The 22,190-nt window shown below is 71.3% G+C and carries 25 protein-coding genes and 3 pseudogenes; 18 read left to right on the top strand and 10 right to left on the bottom strand.

Annotated features, from left to right (window positions below):
- Positions 1–198 precede the first annotated feature (198 nt).
- The 3 genes and pseudogenes from QQK49_RS22390 (at position 199) to QQK49_RS22375 (ending at position 1,824) form a co-directional block, all read left to right on the top strand.
- A complete protein-coding gene (locus QQK49_RS22390; protein ID WP_284302090.1) occupies positions 199–573 on the top strand; it encodes an RNA-binding S4 domain-containing protein in 375 nt (124 codons plus the stop codon).
- Between the two features lie 74 nt (positions 574–647).
- Positions 648–1,258 (top strand): annotated as a pseudogene (locus tag QQK49_RS23525) (DUF305 domain-containing protein).
- Positions 1,259–1,590: 332 nt separating this feature from the next.
- Positions 1,591–1,824, top strand: a complete 234-nt coding sequence (locus tag QQK49_RS22375) for a hypothetical protein (protein WP_284302085.1) — start codon at positions 1,591–1,593, stop codon at positions 1,822–1,824.
- 101 nt (positions 1,825–1,925) lie between these two features.
- Here the strand turns inward: QQK49_RS22375 and QQK49_RS22370 are convergent, their stop codons facing one another.
- Positions 1,926–2,930 carry a lactonase family protein gene (locus QQK49_RS22370; protein WP_284302084.1) on the bottom strand — a complete coding sequence of 335 codons (1,005 nt, stop codon included), beginning with the start codon at positions 2,928–2,930 and terminating at the stop codon, positions 1,926–1,928.
- Between the two features lie 351 nt (positions 2,931–3,281).
- Between QQK49_RS22370 and QQK49_RS22360 the strand changes: the two are divergent.
- From QQK49_RS22360 to QQK49_RS22345, 4 genes and pseudogenes are all read left to right on the top strand, one after another.
- A pseudogene (locus tag QQK49_RS22360) lies at positions 3,282–4,477 on the top strand (PQQ-dependent sugar dehydrogenase).
- Positions 4,478–4,583: 106 nt separating this feature from the next.
- Complete coding sequence (locus tag QQK49_RS22355; RefSeq protein ID WP_284302076.1) at positions 4,584–5,186, top strand: RNA polymerase sigma factor; 603 nt, start codon at positions 4,584–4,586, stop codon at positions 5,184–5,186.
- Entirely contained in the window at positions 5,183–6,388 is a 1,206-nt protein-coding gene (locus QQK49_RS22350; RefSeq protein ID WP_284302074.1) for a hypothetical protein, read from the top strand. Before QQK49_RS22355 ends, QQK49_RS22350 begins: the two co-directional genes overlap by 4 nt.
- Before the next feature lie 76 nt (positions 6,389–6,464).
- The gene (locus QQK49_RS22345) at positions 6,465–6,641 is read left to right on the top strand and encodes a hypothetical protein (protein WP_284302072.1); all 177 of its coding nucleotides are present in this window, start codon (positions 6,465–6,467) and stop codon (positions 6,639–6,641) included.
- 27 nt (positions 6,642–6,668) lie between these two features.
- Here QQK49_RS22345 and QQK49_RS22340 read toward each other — a convergent pair whose 3' ends face one another.
- The 7 genes from QQK49_RS22340 to QQK49_RS22310 form a co-directional block, all read right to left on the bottom strand.
- On the bottom strand, positions 6,669–6,935 hold the full coding sequence (locus QQK49_RS22340) for a hypothetical protein (protein ID WP_284302069.1): 267 nt from the start codon (positions 6,933–6,935) through the stop codon (positions 6,669–6,671).
- A 5-nt stretch (positions 6,936–6,940) separates the two neighbouring features.
- The gene (locus tag QQK49_RS22335; RefSeq protein ID WP_284302066.1) at positions 6,941–8,239 is read right to left on the bottom strand and encodes an ABC-2 family transporter permease; all 1,299 of its coding nucleotides are present in this window, start codon (positions 8,237–8,239) and stop codon (positions 6,941–6,943) included.
- Entirely contained in the window at positions 8,236–8,967 is a 732-nt protein-coding gene (locus QQK49_RS22330; protein WP_284302063.1) for an ATP-binding cassette domain-containing protein, read from the bottom strand. Before QQK49_RS22330 ends, QQK49_RS22335 begins: the two co-directional genes overlap by 4 nt.
- A gap of 100 nt (positions 8,968–9,067) precedes the next feature.
- On the bottom strand, positions 9,068–9,781 hold the full coding sequence (locus tag QQK49_RS22325; protein WP_284302062.1) for a response regulator: 714 nt from the start codon (positions 9,779–9,781) through the stop codon (positions 9,068–9,070).
- Position 9,782: 1 nt separating this feature from the next.
- The gene (locus QQK49_RS22320; RefSeq protein WP_284302059.1) at positions 9,783–10,631 is read right to left on the bottom strand and encodes a sensor histidine kinase; all 849 of its coding nucleotides are present in this window, start codon (positions 10,629–10,631) and stop codon (positions 9,783–9,785) included.
- Positions 10,628–10,948, bottom strand: a complete 321-nt coding sequence (locus QQK49_RS22315; RefSeq protein WP_284302056.1) for a hypothetical protein — start codon at positions 10,946–10,948, stop codon at positions 10,628–10,630. Before QQK49_RS22315 ends, QQK49_RS22320 begins: the two co-directional genes overlap by 4 nt.
- Before the next feature lie 58 nt (positions 10,949–11,006).
- Positions 11,007–11,636, bottom strand: a complete 630-nt coding sequence (locus QQK49_RS22310) for a MerR family transcriptional regulator (RefSeq protein WP_284302053.1) — start codon at positions 11,634–11,636, stop codon at positions 11,007–11,009.
- A 76-nt stretch (positions 11,637–11,712) separates the two neighbouring features.
- Here QQK49_RS22310 and QQK49_RS22305 point away from each other — a divergent pair, with 76 nt between their 5' ends.
- From QQK49_RS22305 to QQK49_RS22265, 8 genes and pseudogenes are all read left to right on the top strand, one after another.
- Complete coding sequence (locus QQK49_RS22305; RefSeq protein WP_284302050.1) at positions 11,713–12,219, top strand: DUF4188 domain-containing protein; 507 nt, start codon at positions 11,713–11,715, stop codon at positions 12,217–12,219.
- Positions 12,220–12,256: 37 nt separating this feature from the next.
- Positions 12,257–13,383: pseudogene (locus QQK49_RS22300) on the top strand (methyltransferase domain-containing protein).
- 122 nt (positions 13,384–13,505) lie between these two features.
- Positions 13,506–13,868, top strand: a complete 363-nt coding sequence (locus QQK49_RS22295; protein WP_284302044.1) for a DUF952 domain-containing protein — start codon at positions 13,506–13,508, stop codon at positions 13,866–13,868.
- Between the two features lie 94 nt (positions 13,869–13,962).
- On the top strand, positions 13,963–14,976 hold the full coding sequence (locus QQK49_RS22290) for a tripartite tricarboxylate transporter substrate binding protein (protein ID WP_284302040.1): 1,014 nt from the start codon (positions 13,963–13,965) through the stop codon (positions 14,974–14,976).
- A 349-nt stretch (positions 14,977–15,325) separates the two neighbouring features.
- On the top strand, positions 15,326–15,550 hold the full coding sequence (locus tag QQK49_RS23520) for a tripartite tricarboxylate transporter TctB family protein (protein ID WP_284302038.1): 225 nt from the start codon (positions 15,326–15,328) through the stop codon (positions 15,548–15,550).
- Between the two features lie 19 nt (positions 15,551–15,569).
- Positions 15,570–16,973, top strand: coding sequence for a tripartite tricarboxylate transporter permease (locus QQK49_RS22280; protein ID WP_284306076.1), 1,404 nt, complete (start codon positions 15,570–15,572; stop codon positions 16,971–16,973).
- Between the two features lie 155 nt (positions 16,974–17,128).
- The gene (locus QQK49_RS22270; protein WP_431310500.1) at positions 17,129–17,608 is read left to right on the top strand and encodes a type II toxin-antitoxin system Phd/YefM family antitoxin; all 480 of its coding nucleotides are present in this window, start codon (positions 17,129–17,131) and stop codon (positions 17,606–17,608) included.
- Positions 17,605–17,880 (top strand): type II toxin-antitoxin system RelE family toxin, encoded by a 276-nt coding sequence (locus tag QQK49_RS22265; protein WP_284302036.1) that lies wholly within the window; start codon positions 17,605–17,607, stop codon positions 17,878–17,880. Before QQK49_RS22270 ends, QQK49_RS22265 begins: the two co-directional genes overlap by 4 nt.
- A gap of 116 nt (positions 17,881–17,996) precedes the next feature.
- Here the strand turns inward: QQK49_RS22265 and QQK49_RS22260 are convergent, their stop codons facing one another.
- Positions 17,997–18,662, bottom strand: a complete 666-nt coding sequence (locus QQK49_RS22260; protein ID WP_284302034.1) for a class I SAM-dependent methyltransferase — start codon at positions 18,660–18,662, stop codon at positions 17,997–17,999.
- 134 nt (positions 18,663–18,796) lie between these two features.
- Positions 18,797–20,422 carry an FAD-dependent oxidoreductase gene (locus QQK49_RS22255; RefSeq protein ID WP_284302031.1) on the bottom strand — a complete coding sequence of 542 codons (1,626 nt, stop codon included), beginning with the start codon at positions 20,420–20,422 and terminating at the stop codon, positions 18,797–18,799.
- 26 nt (positions 20,423–20,448) lie between these two features.
- On the opposite strand from QQK49_RS22255, the gene QQK49_RS23590 reads away from it, so the two are divergent.
- From QQK49_RS23590 to QQK49_RS22245, 3 genes are all read left to right on the top strand, one after another.
- Positions 20,449–20,664 carry a hypothetical protein gene (locus tag QQK49_RS23590; RefSeq protein WP_488803204.1) on the top strand — a complete coding sequence of 72 codons (216 nt, stop codon included), beginning with the start codon at positions 20,449–20,451 and terminating at the stop codon, positions 20,662–20,664.
- Positions 20,665–20,906: 242 nt separating this feature from the next.
- Positions 20,907–21,896, top strand: coding sequence for an alpha/beta fold hydrolase (locus QQK49_RS22250; protein ID WP_284305783.1), 990 nt, complete (start codon positions 20,907–20,909; stop codon positions 21,894–21,896).
- Positions 21,897–21,922: 26 nt separating this feature from the next.
- Positions 21,923–22,186, top strand: a complete 264-nt coding sequence (locus QQK49_RS22245) for a metal-sensitive transcriptional regulator (RefSeq protein WP_284302025.1) — start codon at positions 21,923–21,925, stop codon at positions 22,184–22,186.
- Positions 22,187–22,190: the final 4 nt, after the last annotated feature.

The raw sequence follows: 22,190 nt of genomic DNA, 5'->3' as shown, positions 1-22,190 counted from the left end.
GCAACGGCAGCAGCCGACAAGCCTCGAGCACGACGAAAAAACCGGGGCGCCTCGACACCCGGTGACTCAAGCCGGATGTCGATGCGCCCCGGTCGTGGCGAACCCTTGCTTCGACGTGAGTAAGGCTAGCCTTACCCGCCGTGTGCGTCCAGCCCTGTCACGCACCGGTTCCGCGCGGCCACGCCCTACCCTGGCGGGATGAACGATCCGGCGAGCGTGCGCATCGACGTCTGGCTGTGGTCGGTGCGCATGTTCAAGAGCCGGTCCCTCGCCACGGCGGCCGTCAAGGCCGGCCACGTGCGCGTCGACGGGGCGGGCGTCAAGCCCTCCGCACCCGTCCGGCCCGGGATGCGGGTGACGGTCACCGGCGGACCCAGACCGCGGATCCTCGTCGTGCAGAAACTGCTGAGCAAGCGCGTCGGCGCTCCGATCGCCGCCGAGGCCTATCTCGACGAGTCACCTCCTCCCCCGCCGCGGGAGGAGCGTCCGGCACCGGTCGCGTTGCGCGAGCGCGGGGCGGGGCGGCCGACCAAGCGCGATCGTCGTCGGCTCGACCGACTCCGGGGGCAGTGACACACCCGAGCCTCCCCTCACACCCGACTGCCCGTCGCTGTCAGAATGAAGACCCCTGAGATCGAGGAGTTTCCATGTCCCGCAACCTGACTCTCGCCACAGCAGCGCTCTCGGCCCTGGCCCTGACCGCCTGCGGAGGGCAGGACGGCTCACCCACCCCGGGTCAGAACCCGCCGGCGCAGACCCCTACGGCGATCGTGCACTCCGACCCCGTCCCCCACAACGACGCCGACACGATGTTCACCCAGATGATGATCGTCCATCACCAGGGGGCGATCGAGATGTCGCAGTTGGCCCCGCAGCGCGCGGAGAGCCAGGAGGTCAAGGACCTCGCGGCCACCATCGAGCAGGCGCAGGGCCCGGAGATCGAGCAGATGACGACGTGGCTTCAGGCCTGGGGGAGCCCGTGGAGTCGAGCGACCACGGGCACGAACACGACGAATCCATGCTCATGAACGGCAAGACCCATCAACAGGTCATGGCCGAACTGCGCGGGATGTCGGGCAAAGAGTTCGACCGGGCCTTCCTCAAGGCCATGATCCCCCACCACGAGGGCGCGGTCACGATGTCGCAGGACGTCCTGCGGGGTGGGCAGAACCCCGACGTGCAGGCCCTCGCGCAGCAGATCATCGACAGCCAGGAGGCCGAGATCACGCAGATGAAGGACATGCTCGCCGACATGTAGACACGGTCCCGGCCTTCACCCGACCGAAGAACGACATCGACAACATCGGCGTCACGCCTCGTCGAGGCTCAGGCCCGTGACCTGCAGGAATGCCACGACGGAAGCGCGACGGCCGGGGTCTATGTTGTCGGTGTTGTTCTTCGGTTCGATCAACCCCGGCGAAAGAGGCACCCGAAGGCCGGCCTGGGGGCGACAGCGGGCGTGTCGACCCTCCGTGTGGTCCAGGGGGTGTCGTCGTGTCAGGGTGAGGACGTACCGGGCGCACGCGCCGGGCCCCGCATCGCGCGGACGCCGGCGGGGCGCCACCCCGAACCGACGAAAGGGAGTGGATCGTGAGCGACCAGACCCCCGAGATCGACCCGCGCAACAACCCCGAATCCCAGATGGCCGAGGAGGGCGCCAGCCAGACCGGCACCGGCTCCACGGGTGACACCGGCGTCGTCATGTCCGACGCCCCGACCGTCGAGGAGGGCGCCGACGGCGTCATCGGCGGCCACGTGACCGGCACCGATTCCGGCGACGTGCTCGGCGGACTCACCGGTGGGGACACCGACACCGACGCCTGAGCGCGCCCACCGCAGGACAGAGAAACGCCGACACCGGCAGGACGTGGTTCCTGCCGGTGTCGGCGAATCTGCCGGGTTCCGTCGGCGGAGACCCCGCGGACTCAGATGAAGGACACCCAGCGGGCGGTCTGACCGACGTCGGCGCGGCCGAGCAGGGTCAGCGATCCGTCGTCCTCGATCCGCGACAGCGCGGCGTGGGGCGACTTCTCGCCCACGGCCACGACGTGCCGGCCGTCGGGGGTGATGCCGAAGGCGCGCGGCTGCTTCTCGGTGGGGGTGACGGCGACGACCTCCCCGAGGTGGCCGTCGTCCCCGACCCGCACGGTGGCGATCGTCGAGGCGGTGCGCTCCGAGCAGAGCAGCCACGGTCCGACGCGCCGGACCTCCGCGCCCCAGCGCAGGTGCTCCTTGGCGGGGTCGGCGTCGATGTCGCTGTGCCCCAGGCCGGCTGCGGGGTCGTCGATGCGGACGGCCTCACCGCGGGTGAGCGTTCCGTCGCCGGCGACGTCGTAGCGGATCGCCTCCGCGGAGAACTCGGTCACCGCGTAGGCGTTCGTGCCGTCGACCACGAGGTGGCGCGGCCCGGAGCCCTGCGGCGCGGAGGCGGTGGCGGGGTCGAGGGCGACGAGCTCGCCGTCGGCTCCGAGGCGGTACTGGCCGATCTCGTCGTCACCGAGGGCCACGACGTACACGTGCTCACCCACGGGCAGGACGCAGTGGGCGTTCGCGTGCTCCACGCGTGAGACACGTTCGCCGAGAACACCGTCCGCGACGGGCCACGTCATCGCGCACGCCCCGTCGTAGGAGGCGCCGAGCACGATCGAGCCGCCGCGCCCGAGGGAGATGTAGGCGAGGGTCTCCTCGATCTGCGTGCGGGCGATCTCGGTGAGGGCCCCCGATTCGCGATCCACGCGCAGCGTGACCACGGAAGGCTCCTTGGTCGCGGCGTAGACCAGGGCGTTCTCGGGGTCGACGGCGAGCGTGCCGCATCCGTCGCCGACCCGGGTCGTCGTCAGCGTCTCGAGACGCGGGTCGTCGCCGGGGTGCAGACGCAGCGAGGTGATGGTGCCGTCTCCGGCATTGGCGACGAGAACGAGCGAAGTCATGCCTCGACCGTATCGACGTCCGCACGCTCGGGCGAGGCGGGAGCCGGCGTAGCGGCGGGCGGGCACGGCGCACCTTCACAGCACGGGATGATCCATCCGCAGCCGTCGCAGCGTTCGTGGGAGGTCTCCCAGCGCATCGGGGTCCCGCAGTTGAGGCAGGGTTCGGTCGTCTCGGCCATGACCCCACCGTAGGCCGGTCGCCCACGGTCTCCCGGCATGCACACGCTCTGCCTCGGTCGCCGCCCGCACCGCCCGATTCGCCTGTCTCGTCGGGATACTCACCGGCCGGGCGAGGACACGCGGGGCCGCGCACGGCCGGACGTCGGAGGCCGACACCCGTAGGGTCTACTCATGGACGCCCGACGACTCCTGCCCGTAGCCGCCGCGGTCCTGCTCGCCGCCTGCACCACGACCCAGCCGAGCACCCCCGGGGGCCCAGGCGGCACCGGCGGCACCGCACCGCCACCCACCAGGTCGGCCGAGGTACCGGCCGGCACCGTGCGGGACGGGCAGCCGTTCGCCACGCGCGAGGTCGCCACCCTGGACAGTCCGTGGGCGATGACGTTCCTGCCCGACGGGCGGGGCCTGGTCACCGAGAAGGGCGGGCGTCTGCTCGTCGTCGACACCACCTCGGGGGCGACGGAGGCCGTCGAGGGGCTCGACGGCATCGAGGTCGTCGACGCCGGTCAGGGGGCCTGAGCGACATCGCCCTCGGCCCGACGTTCTCCGAGGACGGGACCGTGTTCCTCAGTTGGGTCCAGGCCGCGGACGAGGGCCAGTCCCGTGGCGTCGTCGGCCGGGCCACGTTGTCGTTGGCGGACAAGCCCCGCCTGGAGGGACTGAAGACCATCTGGGAGCAGGACCCGGCGGGCGGCAGCGGGCACTTCGCCCTGCGCCTGGCCGTGAGTCCGGACGGCGAGAACCTGTTCGTCGCCTCCGGGGACCGGCAGGAGATGACCCCGGCCCAGGACCTCCAGTCCAACCTCGGCAAGATCCTGCGCCTCACCCTCGACGGTGGTCACGTCGACGACAACCCGTTCGTCGACCAGCACAACACGGCCGCGACGGTGTGGAGTTACGGCCACCGCAACCCGCTCGGGATCGCGTTCGACGGCGCGGGCAACCTGTGGTCCTCGGAGATGGGCCCGCGGGGTGGCGACGAGCTCAACCTCATCGAGCCGGGTGTCGACTACGGCTGGCCCGAGACCTCCGAGGGCGACCACTACGACGGTCGGAAGATCCGGTCGCACACCGAACGGCCCGACGTCGAGGCGCCCGCGGCGTTCTGGGATCCGTCGATCTCGCCGGCCAACCTCATGATCTACGCCGGCGAGGCCTTTCCGCAGTGGCAGGGCGACGCGTTCGTCGGCGGGCTGTCGGGCCAGGCGCTCGCGCGGATCGACCTCGAGGGCACGACCGCCGAGAAGGCGGACGAGTGGGACATGGGCACGCGGGTGCGTGAGGTGGAAGAAGGCCCGGACGGGTCGATCTGGCTGCTCACCGACGGCCCGTCGGGCCGACTCCTCCAGCTCACCCCTCCACGCTGACCTCGGGGGAGGATGATGTCCTCCCTTCCCCGGCTGAGGCGCCACCCATCACGGCGGGTCCTCGATCCGGCCTGTTGCACCCCGGCCGTGCCGGACAGGAGTAGGTGTGAACGGAACGACGCAGGATCGACTCGCCGCCTACACCAGCGCCTACGCGGCCGGCTACGACGACCTCCTCAGGTACGTGCAACGGCGCCTCCATCCGGACGGCGCCGGCGCGGAGGACGTCGTCGCCGAGGCGATGACCATCGCCTGGCGGCGGGTGGAGGACCTGCCCTCCGGCCTGGACGACGCCCGGGCGTGGTTGTTCGGCATCGCCCGCAACTGCCTGCTCAACGACGCCCGGTCCCGCCGGCGGCGGGACGCGCTCGGGGTGCGGCTCGCCGACGTCGACTCCGCCACGGTGACACCCGACGGCGCCGACGCGGCCATCTCCCGTGTCGATCTGGCCCGCGCCTGGTCACGCCTGTCCGACGTCGAACAGGAGGTCCTCGCACTCGCCGTGTTCGAGGGCCTCGACTCCCGGCGGGCGGGTCAGGTCCTCGGCGTGAGCGCTGCCGCCTATCGGGTCCGGCTGTCCCGCGCCCGCGCCGCGTTGAGACAGGGGCTGACCAGCACCGATGTCGAGGCGCACGGCGCCGGCCCCGACCGGCGACCCCAGCCCATGACTTCCCGGCTCCGGCCGGTCTCGCTCGAGGAGATCTCATGACCACCCACCTGGACGACGACCGCCTCGACGTGGCGCTGCGCGACCTCGACGCCGCCGACCGCGACCTCACCGCCGAGCAGACCTCCCGCAAGGACGCACTGCTCGCCTCACTTCTCGCGGGCGAGCGTGACCGGCGGCCCGCCACGACCGGCACGACGCTCCCGACCCCTGTGCCGCACAGTGTGCCGACGACGCTGACCCGCTCCCAGGCGGCGCACGTCGTCGGACGTCGCCGGGCCAGGCGCAGCACCGTGCGGTGGGCGATCCCGGCCGCGGCCGCCGCTGCCCTCGTCGGTGTGATGACGGTGTGGGGTGGGCCGGGTGGCAATGCTCCGGCGTACGCCTCCTGGACCGCCGGACCGATGCCCGTCGACGGTGCCGACCTCGCCACCGCCGAGTCGGCCTGCCGGGAGAACGTCGCCGAGGCCCTCGGTCGCACCGGGGAGGACCCCACCACCCGCCCGACCGCGACGCCGGAGAGCTTCCGCACCGTCGCCTCCGAGCGGCGCGGTGACTTCCTCTTCCTGGCGATGGCCTCGTCCGACGGCAGCACGACCACGTGCTTCTACGACGCCGCGAAGCCCTCTGAGGTGCGCGGCTCCTCGGCGGGTCTGTCGACGCAGGGCTCCCCGCCTCCGACGTCGTTGGCCCCGAACGAGATCGAGAGCAACGGAGGCGGCATGTCCAGCGGCCCGGAGGGCACGTACTCCTTCGCCGAAGGACGTGTCGGTGCCGAGGTGGCAGCCGTCACCGTCAAGTCGGAGGGACGCGAGGTGCGGGCGACCGTCGCCGACGGCTGGTTCGTGGCGTGGTGGCCCTCCGCCGAGACCGCGCCGAACGCCCCGTCACCCGTCGTCACCTACGACGTCACCTCCCGCGACGGAACGGTCGAGCGCGACGTGCCCGACCCCCTGACCGCCAGGACGGAGCTGGGCCCGTGCGAGATCGGCGACATCGCTTCGGGCGGCGGCGTGTCCGAGGGCGGCGGCAGCGTGGTGACGGTGTCCGGGTCGGCGGGCGCCGACGTGGCGAGCGTCACCGTCCGCGACGGCGACCGTGCCGTGACCGCGCAGGTCACCGACGGCACGTTCCTCGCCGAGTGGCCGGGCGACTCCGACACCACCCCGGAGCTGACCTACGACGTCACTCTCGAGGACGGCACGACCCTGCGCGACCAGAAACCGGTCGTCGAGAACGGGTAGGGATGTCGACAGCGATGTCGACCGCATCCCCGCGAGGCGCCCGTGACCACAGGTCACGGGCGCCTACGCTTCGGCCATGATGATCGGATGGACTGAGCTTCTGACGATGCTGGTCGTAGGCGTGGTGGGCGGTGCGGTCCCCGTGGCGCTGGTGCTCCTCGGCCTCTACGCCGCCGTCCGACACGGGGTGAGCCACGGCATCCAGGACGCACGCAACCGCGAACTCGCGGACCCCACTCTCCCGAGGCCCTGACCGCGACGCCCCCACGCGTCCGGAGCGTCAGCTCCGGGCCGCGCGACGCAGGGCTGCCGACCACGCCGCTCCGGCCAGGACGCACACGACCATCGTCACCGTGAGCACGCCGGCGATGCGCGGTGCGGACGTCGCGGTGAGGGGCCACGCGAGGACTCCGACGATCCACAGGGTCGAGTCCGCGATGGTCGTCGCGCCGAAGACCAGACTCACCACGAGCACGACGAGCACCACTCCCAGCGCTGCGCCGGCTCCGCACCGCGTCGCCAGCCACAGGCTCGTGACCAGCACCATCGCGCCTACGGCGAAGAGCAGGACCGGGACGGCGATCGAGACCCCGCCGCTGAGGGCGGCGACGAGAGCGACCCACGTGACGACCACCGCGAGCAGCCCGAGACACACGCCGAGCATCGACGCCGCGAGCCGCCGGGGGTCATTCTCAGGACGGCGACACGCCACCCTGGCGCCATCGCCGACCACGCCAGAGCGGCGAGGACGCAGGACCCGAGCGGCACGACCAGCCACGTCGCGACACCGCGGACGTACTCCGCGTCCCAGATCGCGCCGACGAGGGCCACGACCCCAAGGGTCACGAGGACCAGCGGAAACACACCCGTCCCGCGCAACAGGGCGAGCTGGGCGCGCACCGGCCGCGGGCGACCCCGCACGATGGGCCCGCGCGGGGAGAAGTCGCGTCGGACGAGCGGGCTCCCCTGATCCGCGGCGGGAGCGTCCTCGGTCGTGGAGAGATGACCGCGCGGGCCACCACCCCCACGCAGGCGGACGAGCCATGCCCGCAGGCCGACCCGCCGTGGTTCGCCGGCGGAACAGGCCCACGCGGTGACCGCCGGCACAGCTCCGGCCGCGACGAGACAGGCGAGGGTCGGCCACCACGGGTTCTGGAGTCGGATGGGTGAATCCGGGTCGAGTCCGACGGCGTTCGCGTGGATCTCGAGGACCGGCAGCACGGCCCGGACTCCCCAGCTCCACGGCTGCGCCCACCACAGCGACGACTCGGCCGTGATCGTTCCCGCGACCTGCCAGATCAGGGCGAACCCGACCGTGAGCAGCATGCCGACCCGGCGCGCCAGGACCAGCGACAGGATGAGCGGCAGCAACGACGTGCCCCACAGCACGAGCCACAGGGTGACGAACCGGGCCACCGGCGGGTCGCCCAAACCCGTGAGCAGCCCCAGCCCGATCAGCGGCATCGTCAGGGCGAGGTGCAGCAGCAGCGACTGCCAGGCGAGGACGAGGCTCCGCGCCGTCCAGGCGACCCCCGGCGTGAGGGGGCGCGCCCAGGTGCCGCCCTCGCGGGCCCGGGCCTCACGCGAGGACGCCGACGCCGCGAGGAGAGCGACGACGGGCGCCAGGAGCCCCGTGGCGTAGAGGGATTGCCACCCGAAGAGCGCCGACCAGTCCCGCACCGGCCCCGAGGGGACGAGCAGCCACCCGGCCGCCTGCAGGAGCGCGAGGGCCAGGCCGGCGGCAGCGAACCGCGCCGCGGCGCTCCCCTTCGCACGCACGAACTCGGCACGCACCGCACCGGACAGGGACACCCTGGATCGGGTGGAGGGACGGACGTCGGTCGTCGTCATCGGGCACCGCCTCCGGTCGCGGCGAGGTAGGCCGCCTCGAGGTCGCCGGCCGAACCCTCGGCGAAGTCCGCGAGCGGGCCCTCGTACACCAGGCGCCCGCCGGCGAGGACGCCGATGTCGTCGGCCAGGCGCACGACCTCCCCGAGCTGGTGGGAACTGATGAGGACGGTGCGTCCGCGGGCGGCGAGCTCGCGGATGAGGCCGCGCAGTTCGATGATGCCCTCGGGGTCGAGGCCGTTCTGCGGCTCGTCGAGGACGAGGACGTCGGGGTCGGTGAGCAGCGCGATCGCGAGCGCGAGCCGCGCCTTCATGCCGGTGGAAAACGAGCGGACCTTGGTGCGTCCGGCTCCGCGCCGGCCCGCGTCCAGCCCCACGACCTCCAGCACCTCGGTGACGCGGTCGGCGTCGACCCCGGTGAGCAGGGCGTGGACGCGCACGTTGTCACGGGCGGACAGGTGCCCGTACAGGGCCGGGCCGTCGATGGAGGCCCCGACGCGCGCGAGCCCGGCGCGCGAGAACGGCTCACCCAGCAGGTGGCACTCCCCGGCGTCGGCACGCAACAGGCCGAGCATGATCTTCAGACTCGTCGACTTGCCGGCGCCGTTGCGTCCGAGCAGCGCATAGACGCGTCCGGGAGTCGCGGTGAGGTCGAGGCCGTCGAGGACACGGTGGGCGCCGAAGCTCTTGGTGAGCCCGGAGCACCCGAAGGCGGGAATCGTCGTGGTCATGACATCCAGCCTGGTCACCGCGGAAGTCGGGCACCTCCTGCCGGGAGACGATCTTCACGGAGCTCTCGCGGCGCGGTCTCCTCCCGTGGGAGGAGACGGCTCACGACAGGGGCACGGTGCCGGCCGGTCCGGCCAGCCCGACGCTGTGGGCGAGCACGACGAGGGCCACGCGATCACGCGCGTCGAGCTTGAGCAGCAGGTTGCCGACGTGCGTCTTGACGGTGGTCTGCGCGATGAACAGGTCGTCGGCGATCTCGGCGTTGGTGCGCCCCTGCGCGATGAGGCGCAGTACCTCCACCTCGCGGGCGGTGAGGTGGTCGACGAGCGGACTCGGCCCGGCTGCTCCGTCCTCCTCGTCACCGGTGGGTTCGACGAGGGCCGCCGGGTTGCGCACCGCGGCCAGCAGCGCCGGAGCCGCCTGGCTCGCGATGACGGCCTCGCCCCGATGCACGGCACGGATGGCGTCGATGACCTCGGTGGGTTCGGCGTCCTTGAGGAGGAACCCGCGCGCCCCGGCGCCCACCGCCGCGAGGACGAGCTCGTCGACGTTGAACGTGGTGAGCACGAGGACTCGAGGAGCCTTCTCGCGCGCCAGGATCCGCCGCGTCGCCTCGACCCCGTCGAGGCGCGGCATCCGGATGTCCATGAGCACGACGTCGACGGCGTGGGCCAGGGTGCGCTCGACGGCTTCGACGCCGTCGGCGGCGGTCGCGACGACCGTCATGTCCGGCTGGTTGCCGATGAGCGCGGAGAACGCCGACACCAGCAGCGGCTGGTCGTCGACGACCACGACCTTGATCGGTTCGCCCGTCATCTCACTCCCCTTCAGTCGGGTTCCTCGTCGGGATGCGCGCGTGGACCGCGAAGCCCGCACCCTCGGGGCCGGCGGTGATGTCCCCACCGGTCAGGGTGACCCGCTCCCGCAGGCCGAGCAGACCGTACCCGAGCGAGTCACCCTGCCCACGGCCCTCGTTGGTCACCGACACGAGGCAGGCGCCGTCGCGTTCGGTGACGGACAGGTTCGCCACCGGCCGGACCCCGCCGTGCTTGATGACGTTGCTCAGCGCCTCCTGGACGACGCGGACGACCGCCAACCGCGCCGGGGCGGACCAGGATTCCTGCCACCGGCGCAGCGTCTCCTCCTCGGGCAGCGCGGTCTCGAGCCGGACTCCCGCCGCGGTGGTCTCCGTCGCGAGGGCGGGCAGTCGCAGCAGGTCGCCGGAGACCTCGTGGTCGGTGACCTGGTCGCGGAGCACGCTGACCAGAGAACGGAGTTCGCCGAGCGCACTCTTGCTGGCGTCGCGCACCCCCGTGAGTGATTCGCGCATCTGGGCCTCACCGCCGACGGCCAGAGCGGTGCTCGCCTGCACGTTCACCACGGCCAGGCTGTGCGCCACGATGTCGTGGATCTCGCGGGCGATGCGGGCGCGTTCGTCGGTCTGTGCGGTGAGGACCCGGCGGGCCGCCTCGCGTTCGTGCTCGTCCCGTTCTCGCTCGAGTTGCTCGCGGTAGGCCACCTCGGTGCGACGCCGACCGCTCGCCCACAGGTAGGTGCCGACCATGCCGAGGATCATCACCGCGACCAGCGCGGTCGTGGGTCCCCCGGCGAGCCGGTTGACCGGGCTGACGAACGCCCCGGCGACGCCGAGCAGCAGTCCGGTCACCCCCAGGCGGGTGGATCGTGCCGGGCGACCTTGTAGAGGGCCGCCGGCGCGCAGAGGATGACCGGGCTGACGCCGTGATTGACGGGCGCGAACCACACGAGCAGGGCCATCGCCGCGAGGAGCACATAGGTGGCGACGAAGGACCCCCGGCGTCGGGTGGTCCGCAGCGCCAGCGTGGCCGCCAGGCCCAGGTGGAGGAGGACGTAGAGCACGCCGTCCCAGGTGAGGCCGCGCTCCGCCTCATTCAGCCCGAGCAGCGCCGTCAGCGCCAGGGCGAGCCCGGACAGGATCAGGTCTGGAAGCGGTGGTCGTGGCACGCCTCGATCGTAGAAAGTCACCCTGGCCTCGGCCTCCTCCTGTGGGAGGAGCCTGCCCTCAGCCGTCGCCGTGTCGCGAGACCGCCACGTGTTGCTGCGCGAGGCGGCGGAGCGCGACGAGCAGCGCGTCCACGAGCACGGTGCCGAGCACAACCTGGCGCACGGCCGCGTGGGGATCGGGCGGCACCGACTCCACGTCGATCTGCGCGATGCGTTCGGCGGCGTCGGCGTACACGCCGAGCTTGCCCTCGTCGAAGCCCACGAGCGAGGCCTCGCACGCGTCCCACGCCCGATCGAGCGCGTCGAGCACGGGGTCGTGCAGGTCGACCTGCCAGCCGCGCCGCGTCACCCAGTCCCGGGCGCGGGAGGTCGGCGGCTCGTCGGCGGTGGCGGGGTCGTACTCGACGAATTCCGCTCCGAGCAGAGCCCGCTGGGCCGACCCGAGCACGCCGAGTCGCTCGACGTCCGGTCCGTCGATGGAGGAGAGCACGCGGTCGACGGTGGCGAGGTCGAGCCCGCCGACCTCGGTGAGCGCACGGATGAGGCGGACCCGCTCGACGTGGGTGTCGTCGTAGCGGGCCTGGTTGGGCGAGGTGGCCCGCCCGGGTGGGACCAGTCCTTCACGCAGGTAGTACTTCAGCGTCGCGACCGGCAGACCGGTCCGCTCGGACAGTCCGGAGATCCTCATTCCACATCACCTCTTGACATGGAGAGTAACACTCGCCATAAATAGAGAGTCGCACTCGCCGTTCTTGGAGGTTCCCATGTCCGCAGCAGCCACGACCCACGCCCACGACGGCCCGGTCGTCGTCTTCACGATCGGAATGACGATCCGCAAGCCCCACCGGCCCGACCTGTGGATGCCCGCCTTCGTCGCGATGCCGAAGATGCTGCGCGAACTCCACGCCAACAAGGAGGCGGCCCGCCGCGGCGAGGCTCCCGACCTGGGTTTTCTCGGCGCCGAGACCCTCATCGGCGGCAAGGGCCCGTTCGTGGTCCAGTACTGGCGCAGCATCGAGCACCTCTACGCCTACGCCCAGCGCACGGACCTCGAACACCTCCCGGCCTGGCGCGCCTTCAACCGCGCGAGCCGCGCCAACCCCGGGGCGGTCGGCATCTGGCACGAGACGTTCGCCGTGCCGGCGGACGGCATCGAGACGTTCTACAACGAGGGCGCCACGATCGGGCTCGGCGCCGCCACAGGCACCGTCCCCGTCGGGCGCCGTGGGCGCAGCGCCCGTGAGCGGCTCGGCTCGACGCTGACGGCCTGAGCGAGTCCGTCGCGGGGCATCGGGGAGAATCGCCCCTGTGCAGTGCGACTACTTCGACGCCGGCGTGTGCCGCTCGTGCACCCGCATGGGTGAGCCCTACGACGCGCAACTGGCCGACAAGGATCGGCGGGTCCGCGAGATCGTCGGCGACCGGCCGGCCCTGGCCTGGTCGGCGCCCTTCGGCTCGCCCGAGTCACACTTTCGCGCCAAGGCCAAGATGGTCGTCGGCGGCACCCCGAACGCCCCGACCCTCGGCATCCTCGACGCCGACGGCCACGGCGTCGACCTGCGCGCCTGCGGCCTCCTCGGCCCGGCGACGACGGCGAGCATGCCCGTCCTCGCGCGGTTCATCACCGACACCGGCCTGCGCCCCTATGACGTTCCCGCCCGCACCGGCGAACTCAAGAACATCCACGTGCTGGAGTCGGCGGGGGTGAGCTGATGGTGCGCTTCGTGCTGCGCTCGGAGGGGCAGGTCGGACGCCTCCGACGCTCGCTGCCGGCGCTGTTCGACGCGCTGCCGGGCCTGCGCGTGGTCTCGGTCAACCTCCTCCCACGGCACGTCGCGCTGCCCGAGGGTGAGGAGGAGATCCTCCTCACCGAGGAGACGACGCTGCCCATGACCATCGGCGACGTGACCCTGCATCCCATGCCGGGCGCGTTCGTCCAGACGAACTCGGTCGTCGCCTCCGGCCTGTACCGCCAGGCGGCGGAGTGGATCGACGAATGCGACCCTCGCTCCGTCCTCGACCTCTACTGCGGGGTGGGCGGATTCGCACTCCACGCGGCACGCACCGGTCGTGCCGTGCACGGCGTGGAGGTCAGCACGGAGGCGGTCGCGAGCGCCCGGCGATCCGCGGCGGAGATGGGGCTCGACGCCCGGTTCGAGGTCGGCGACGCCACCGCGTGGGCCGCATCGCTGCCGACGCCACCGGATCTCGTCGTCGTCAACCCACCCCGCCGGGGCATCCGGGCCCGCCTCGCCTCCTGGCTGGAGGACTCGGGCGTGGGCGCGGTCGTGTACTCGAGTTGCAACCCGGTCACCCTGGCCGCCGATCTCGACCGGATGCCGTCGCTGCGGCCCGTGCGGGCCCGGCTGTTCGACATGTTCCCCCAGAGCGATCACGCCGAGGTGCTCGTCCTCCTGCGCCGCGACGCGCACTGAGAACCCGGCGAACCCGGGCGAACGCGCCGGGACCGATCGGGCCGCGTCGGATCGGGGGCGACCCGAGCGTCCGGTCTCCCTGTCTGCCACGGTGTGGACGAGGCATGATCGAACCACCACCGATGAAAGGCACGAGCATGTCGCTGCTGCACCTCGCCTTCTCCCGCGACTGGAATCCGGCAGCTCCCGCGTATCTCATGTCCACCCGCGGCCTCACCATCGCCGAGGTCGGATTCCTGCACGCCAGCACCGACGAGGACCAGCTGCGCCGGGTGGCCCGCCGGTTCTACCGCGACGTCACCGACCCGATGCTCGTGCTCGTGATCTCCGAGGCCGTGCTGACCCGGTTCGGCCTCGAGGTGCGTTACGAGCCGGCCGATCCCGCCACCTCCGACGTCGACACCGAGCTCTTCCCGCACATCTACGGCGGCGATCTCCCCACCGCCGCCGTCGTCGACGCTCGCCCGTTCACCGCGCCGAGGTAGCTCCGGAGCGGACGACCCGGTCTCAGCCCTTCTGAGGCGGCTCGCGGTGGGATAGCCTCCCGGCCACGACCCGTCGTCGCCCGAAGGAGCCGGTATGAGCACACCCGTCCCCCAGCGTGATCGGAGGACCCCTCGGCTGGGCATGGCGATCTACGCCGTCGTGTGCGTCGTCGTCGTCGGGTTGGCGGTGCTCGTCTCGGCGCGCGCGGCCCACAGCGGTGAGGACCTGCGCGCCAACCTCACGCTCATCGCCCCGGCGGGCGCGGGCGGCGGCTGGGACACGTTCGCGCGTGAACAGCAGGCCGCGATGCGCACCGAGAACGTCGTCAACAACGCCCAGGTCGTCAACATCCCCGGCGCCGGCGGCACGATCGGACTCAGCAAGTTCGTCACGATGACGGGAGAGGCCACCAACCTCATGGTCACGGGCACGGTGATGATCGGCGCCATCGAGACCAACGACTCCCCCAACACGCTCAAGGACGTGCGCCCGATCGCCCGCATCAGCGAGGAGTACGACGTCATCGTCGTCCCGGCGGACTCGCCCCATCAGAGCATCGACGACCTCGTCGCCGCCTGGAAGCAGGACCCGAAGGGCATGGTGTTCACCGGTGGTTCGGCCGGCGGGCTCGACCACCTGATCGTCGCGGACCTCGCGCTCAAGGCGGGCATCGACGCCGAGCAGATCACCTACATCCCCAAGTCCGGAGGCGGGGAGGCCGTGCAGGTGTTGTCCTCCGGCGCGGCGGACGCGGCGGTGTCGGGCTACAACGAGTTCGCCGACCAGATCGACGCCGGCCGCATGCGGGGGCTGGCCATCGTCGCTCCCGAACGGGCCGACGGCATCGAGCTGCCCACCCTCGTCGAGCAGGGCTACGACGTGGCCATGACCAACTGGCGCGGATTCGTCGCGCCGCCCGGTATCAGCGACGAGCAGTTCTCCGAGCTGCAACAGATCATCACCGAGACCGCGCAGACCCAGGAGTGGAAGGACGCCATGGCGCGCAACAAGTGGACCGACGTCCTCCTCACCGGCCCTGAACTCGACACGTTCATCGAGGAGGACACCGCGCAGATCACGGCGCTCGTCAAGGAGTTGGGCCTGTGAACGCGACCGATCCCGGGCGGGAGCCGAACGGCACGGAGGTGTCCCGCGTCGACGTCGTCGACGAGGATGCCGACGCTGCCGGTGAGCCGCGCGGCGGGTCGTTCTGGGGTGGCCGTTCCGGGCTGGTGCTGCCGCTGATCCTCGCCGCCTTCAGCAGCTATCTCCTCTTCGGCGTGCTGACGACGGACGTCCCCGAGGGCACCGACTTTCCCGGTCCCCGCTTCTTCCCGACGATCCTCGTGGTCCTCGGCTACGTCTTCTCGCTGCTGCTCGTGCTGCAGTACGTGCGCTCCCCGAGCACGTCACGGACGACCGCGGGCGGTACCGCACGTTCTCCGACTGGTCGGCCGTGGCGTGGTGCATCGGTGGATTCGCGCTGTTCGCCGCCACCCTCGAACTGCTCGGCTGGATCCTCGCCGCCGCGCTCCTGTTCTGGTTCGTGGCCCGCGGGATCGGGTCGCGGCGGCCGCTGTTCGACATCTCGGCGGCGCTGCTGCTGTCCTCCGTCATCTACCTGACGTTCTCGGTCGGCCTGGGTCTGCGCCTCCCCTCCGGCGTGCTGGGGGTGATCTGAGGTGTCGATCGATCTGTTGATGCAGGGATTCGCCGGCGCGCTGACCCCCATGAACCTCATGTGGGTCGTGCTCGGGTGCCTCCTGGGCACGGCGGTGGGTGTCATGCCCGGACTCGGGTCGTCGATGGCCGTGGCGCTGCTGCTGCCGATGACGTTCGCGCTCGACCCCACGGCGGCGTTCATCATGTTCGCCGGCGTCTACTTCGGTGGCCTCTTCGGCGACTCCACCATGGCCATCCTCATGAACACCCCCGGCCAGGCCTCGGCGATCGCGTCGACCTTCGAGGGCCATCGCATGGCCAAGGACGGCAGAGCCACCCAGGCCCTGGCCACGGCGGCGATCGGCGCGTTCATCGGCGGTATGACGGCGTCGGTGGTCGTGGTGTTCCTCGCCCCCCAGCTCGCGGAGTGGGCGGCCGCGTCTCCTCGGCCCCGCCATCTCGGGCTCGGCATCGCCACCATCGGCATCGACCCGACCACGGGTGTCGAGCGGGCCACCCTCGGCGTGCAGGAACTGTTCGACGGGATCTCGCTCGTCACGGTGACGGTCGCGATCCTCGCGTTGGGGGAGGTCTTCTACGTCGCCTCCCGCATCCGACGCGACCCCACCGTGCGGGCCATGAAGACGACGGGCCGGCCGTGGCTGTCCCCGGCCGAGTTCAAGGAGGCCGCACCCGCGTGGGCCCGCGGGACGGCGATCGGTCTGCCGTTCGGCGTCATCCCCGTCGGCGGGTCGGAGGTGCCGACGTTCATGGCCTACTCCCTCGAGCGGCGTCTCGACCGTCGGCGCAAGGAGCCCCGGTTCGGCCGCGGCGCCATCCGTGGCCTGGCCGCCCCGGAGGCCGCCGGCAACGCCACGACCGGCACCGCGATGGGCGCCCTGCTCGCCCTGGGCCTGCCCGTGTCGGCGACGGCGGCGATCATGCTCGCCGCGTTCCGGCAGTACGGACTCCAGCCCGGGCCGCTGCTGTTCGACCGTGCACCCGACCTCGTGTGGTCGCTGCTGGCGAGCTTCTTCGTCGCGATGATCGTGCTGTTGATCATCAACCTGCCGTTCGCGCAGTTGTGGGCCAAGCTGCTGCTCATCCCCGCCCCGTACCTCTACGGCGGCATCGCGGTGTTCTGCGGCCTCGGCGTGTACGCGCTGTCGAACTCGACGTTCGACCTGCTCATGTTGCTGTTCATCGCCCTCATCGGTTTCGCGATGCGCCGCCACGACATGCCGCTCGCGCCGCTGATGATCGGCATGGTCCTCGGGCCGCTCGCGGAGACCTCGCTTCGCGACGCGTTGTTGTCGTCGGCGGGCGACTACGGGGTACTCGTCGCGAGCCCCATCACCTGGCTGCTCTACGGCGTCCTGCTCATCGTCGTCCTGTTCACCCTGCGCGCCCGCGTGCGGCAACGCACCAGCCAGGACATCTGAACGCGCAGGCGTCGACCTCAGAGACGTCCAGCCCGCAGCCGGCCACGCCGGCCCGCGAACCACGGCGCGCTACCACCGCGCCCGCAAGAACCCCCGACCGGCAGCCCAACGACATTCTCGCGGCCTACATGACGCCCTCAAGCATGGGGTGCGGCATGAGACTCGGGTTCGACACCCACACCCGCCTCATCGAGACGATCGTCCTCGTCTTCGTGAGCGGCAATGAGCTGGTCATCCACGCCATGCCTGCGCGTAGGCAGTACTCGACCTCCTCCCCTGACGGGGCCGATCGCAACGCACTCATCTGCCGTGCTGGGTGCTCGCGACCAGGATTGACCCCCGCACTGCCAAGCGCCACAATTGTGGTCATGAGCATCGAGTCCTTGCGTGAGGTCCGCGATCACTTCAGCGACGTGGTCGACCGAGTGCAGCACCAGCACGAGCGAGTGACCGTGACCCGCAACGGCAAGGCAGCCGCCGTCATCCTCAGCCCCGAGGACCTCGCCGAGCTCGAAGAGACCTTGGCGGTGCTCAGCGATCCCGCCGCGCTGGCCGACATCCGCGAGGCCGACGTGGCTTACCAGGAAGGCAACGTCATCCGGGGAGCCGACGCGGTCCGCGCTCTCCTCCCGTGACGGAGCCCTTCGAGCTGGTCCTCACCCCACCGGCATCGCGAGCCATCCAGAATGGTCTGCCAGAGGCCGTGGCCGCAGCAGTGGTCGAGCTCCTCACCGGAGCACTGATCGACAACCCACGACGAGTCGGAAAACCTCTCAGAGGCGAACTCGCGGATATCCACTCTGCGCGGCGCGGCACCTATCGGATTCTGTACCGGATCAACGAACAGGACCGCGAGGTCGTCGTCCTCCGCATCGAACACCGCCGCGATGCCTACGGACGTCACTGAGACCCGCAGACCCGCACTGTCATGCCGCCGGCGTCGTCGCTCAGAGGTGTTCGTGCGCTCACGGTGTTCGTGCCAGGCGAGCCGGTCCAGTCCAGTGGAGTCGTCGTGCGTCACAGTCATCGCCTTCCCCTCATCTCGCGGCGCAGGACTTCGGTCTCGGCACGAGTGGCGTGGACGCTCTCGAGGGTGCCGGCGAGGCGCCGCCTGGTCTCCACGACGTCCAGCACGTCCTCGGCGGCGAGGGCGGTGACCACGTCGAGGGGGCGGCGGGTGAAGTGCTCGTTGAACCGGCTCACCGTGACCGTCTCCAGCATCCGCTGACCTGCCCGGACCAGGACGGACGTCGAGACGACGTGGTCGAGCAGCAGCAGCGCACCGCCCGGACGCAGGACGCGCACCATCTCCGACAGCGCGCCCTCGACGCCGTCGATCGAGCACAGACCGAGCGTGCAGAGCACCGTGTCGGCCGAGGCGTCGTCCAGCGGCAGTCGGCCGGCGTCGGCTTGCCTCGTCTCCGCGGGGATGCGCAACGCCGATGCGCGGGAGGCGAACTCGGTGAGCATCGCGGGACTGAAGTCGACACCGGTCACCCGCGTCCCGGGCGGGAAGTGGTCGAGATTCGCGCCCGTCCCGCAGGCGACGTCGACGACATGCCCACGAGCCCGCTCACCCACCCAGGCGCGATGCGGCGCGAAGAGGCGACGCTCGAGGAGCGACGTCTTGCGGTCGTACGTCGCGGCCTCGGAGTCCCAGAACTCCGCGAGCCGCCCGGAGTCCACCATGGCTCACCCCTGTCGACATGGGTGAGCCTGCCACCTCCCCTCCGGACGCGCGCGGTGGCGGATCGAGACGCGGTCGCCCGCGCCGGCGAGGACGCACGCGGACCTCTCCCCTCATGGACGGAGGGCTCGACGACTCAGCCGCGGGTCGACATGCCTGCCGACCAGGTGCGATACCCGCCGTCGAGGTTGCGGACGCGACGACCGGAGGCAGTCAAGATGCGGCCGGCGACATGGCCACGGATGCCGACCGCGCAGTGCACGACGAGGTCACCGGCGGGTACCTCATCGGCCCGAACTCGCAGCTCGTCGACGGGGATGTTGACCGCCCCCGGGATGGCCCCGGCCGCGAACTCCGCCGGCGTGCGCACATCGATCACCGTCTCGCCCGCGGCCTGCGCGTCGGCGACCTCGTGCCACTGGATGCTGTCCTCCAGACCGGTGGCACGGTTCTCGGCGACGAACCCGAGCATGTTCACGGGGTCCTTGGCGGAGCCGAACTGCGGGGCGTAGGCCAGTTCGAGCTCGGCGAGGTCGCTCGCCCGCAATCCGGCTCGCATGGCGGTGGCGATGACGTCGATGCGCTTGTCGGCGCCGTCGCGCCCCACGGCCTGGGCGCCGAGGATGGCGTCGGTCTGGGGGTCGATGAGGAGCTTGAGCGAGATCGACTCCGCGCCAGGGTAGTAGCCGGCGTGCGAGGCCGCGTGGGTGTGGATGAAGCGGTGGGCGCGGCCTGCCGCGACGAGGCGCTTCTCGTTCCAACCCACTGCCGCGACCTGGTGGCCGAGCACCCCGACGATCGCCGTTCCGAGCACCGGGCGATCCTCGACCGCGCGTCCGGCGATGGTGTCGGCGATGCGACGCCCCTGCAGGTTCGCGGTGTTCGCCAGCGGGACGAGGACCCCCTCGCCGTCGAGCGCGTCCCTCTTGACGACGGCGTCGCCGGCCGCGTAGATGTGCGGATCGCTGGTGCGGTAGTGCTCGTCGACGACGATGCCGCCGCGGGGCGCCACCTCCAGACCCGCGTCCACGGCGAGCGCCGACTCCGGCCGGACGCCGACGGCCGCGACGACGAGGTCTGCCGGAATCCGTTCTCCCGTGGCGAGTTCGACGTGATCCTCACCGATGGCGGTGACGCTGGAGGACAGACGCAGATCCACCCCCGCCTCACGCAGGGCGTCGTGGACACCGGCGATCATCTCGGGGTCCATGGGCGCCATGAGTTGCGGCATCGCCTCGACCACCGTGACCGCGAGGCCACGGTGCAGGAGGTTCTCGGTCATCTCGACGCCGATGAATCCCCCACCGATGACGACGGCGGACCTCGCGCCGTCGACGGCGGCGACCAGCGCGTCGGTGTCCTCGACGTTGCGCAGCACGAGAGCGCGCTCGATGCCGGGGATCGGCGGCCTCACGGGCGCGGCGCCGGGAGTGAGCACGAGCGAGTCGTACGGAAGGTCCTCCTCCCGCCCCGAGTCGAGATCGCGCACCCGGACGGTTCGGGCGTCGCGGGCGATGGCGACGGCCTCGGTGCGCACGCGGACGTCGATGTCGAACCGCGCCCGCAGGGAGTCGGGGGTCTGCAGCAGGAGAGCCGAGCGCTCCTCGATGACCCCGCCCACGTGGTAGGGAAGACCGCAGTTGGCGAACGAGACGTTGCCGCTCTTCTCGACCACGGTGATGGTGGCGGTCTCATCCAACCGGCGGAGTCTGGCTGCGGTCGACATTCCGGCGGCGACGCCACCGACGATCACGATGTTCATGTGGACATACATACCCCTGGGGGTATATGGTCGTCAAGTTGTCGACCCCCGTCATCAGAAGGAGCTTCACCATGTGCCGAGCAGTGCCTTGCACGGTCTGTGGCCGGACGACCTGGGCCGGATGTGGCCTGCACATCGACTCGGTCCGCCAGAACGTCCCCGCCGACCAGTGGTGCGAGGGCCACCCGCGAGCGGCGGCGGGCCAGAAGTCCGGCTTCCTCAGCAGGCTCCTGGGTCGATAGCCGCACCCGCCCCACATCTCGCCGCCGACCACCTCGAACCGGAGGTGGGAGTGGGGGCGCCGTTCCGCGCCTCGCGGCGTCGCGTCTCGCGCTTCACGTCCCGCGTGCCGGCGTCTCGCGCTTCGTTCTTCCGAATCGTGATGCGCGCGTTCGCCTGACTCGCTGAGGGCCCGACGCGCGGGCGATCGGCCCGCGTCGTGACAGGGTGTGGCCATGAACGGCGCTCTCGGCATGCCTGCGGCATGAACGACTACGTCCGCGCCCCCGACGGCGCCCTGCTGGCCGTCCGCCAGGCCGGGCCGAAGACCGCGCCCCCGTTGTTGCTGCTGCAGGGTCAGGCCAATTCGATGCGGTGGTGGGAGGAGCTCCGCACCGGCTTCGAGCAGGCCTACCGCACCGTCACCATCGACTACCGCGGCACGGGCAACACCTGCGCCGACGTCGGCGACTGGACGACGCTGACCTTCGCCGAGGACGCCGCGCTCGTCATGGCCGAATTCGGGTTCGAGAGCTACCGCGTCTACGGGACGTCGATGGGAGGCCGGGTCGCGCAACACCTCGCCGCCCGGCACGCCTCACGGGTGGAGCGGTTGATCCTCGCGTGCACCTCCCCCGGCGGCCCGTTGGCCCGCGAGCGCAGCCGTGAGGTGCGCCGCATCCTCGCCTCCCCGGAGGACGGGAACCGCATCCAGCGGGTGCTGCGCTTCTTCTACACCGACGACTGGCCGGGCCGGCCCTCCGACAGCCTGCTGCTCGGCGACCCGACGATGACGCCCGCCGCCTCCCTCGCCCACCTGCGCGCCAGCACCGGCCACGACGCCTGGACGGCGCTGCCCGACATCACCGCACCCACCCTCGTCCTGCACGGCACCGACGACCCGATGGTGCCCCCGAGAACGCAGAGATCATCGCCTCGGCCATCCTCGACGCCCGACTCATCCACCACCACGGCGGCCGTCACGGCTTCTTCGACGAGTTCGCCGACGACCTGCGACCGACGCTGCTCGACTTCCTTCGCTGAGCCACCCGCCGACCTACGCCGACCCCCACGACCTGACCGGCGAGCTCCGCCGACAGTGATGAGGGGTGCGCTCCCAGGTCGCTGCACGGCACGCGCCGACCGATACCCCTGGGGGTACATGTACGATCGGGGCTCGGCCTGCGCCGAGACCGCACATCACCGCACGCCCCGACTCACTGGGTGCGGTGCCGGCATCGTCGACGTCCGGTAGCTCGTCGTCACCAGGAGGTACTCACCATGCGACTCGACCCGTCCGACCTGGACTCGGCCCTCAAGCGGCTGCGCCGCGCCCACGGTCAACTGGGTGCCGTGATCCGCATGATCGAGGAGGGCCGCGACTGCAAGGACGTCATCACCCAGCTCTCCGCCTGCAGCAGCGCCCTCGATCGCGCAGGGTTCTCGATCATCACCACCGGCCTGCAGCAGTGCATGACCGAGGACAACCCCGACCGCGAGGCCGATCTCGCCGCGATGGAGAAGCTCTTCCTCTCCCTCGCCTGAGCGC

Origin of the sequence: Mobilicoccus caccae (genome assembly GCF_030161635.1) — a bacterium.
Taxonomy (GTDB): Bacteria; Actinomycetota; Actinomycetes; order Actinomycetales; family Dermatophilaceae; genus Mobilicoccus; species Mobilicoccus caccae.
The sequence above is the reverse complement of the archived record's forward strand: the minus strand, read 5'-3'. Positions and strand labels throughout refer to the sequence as shown.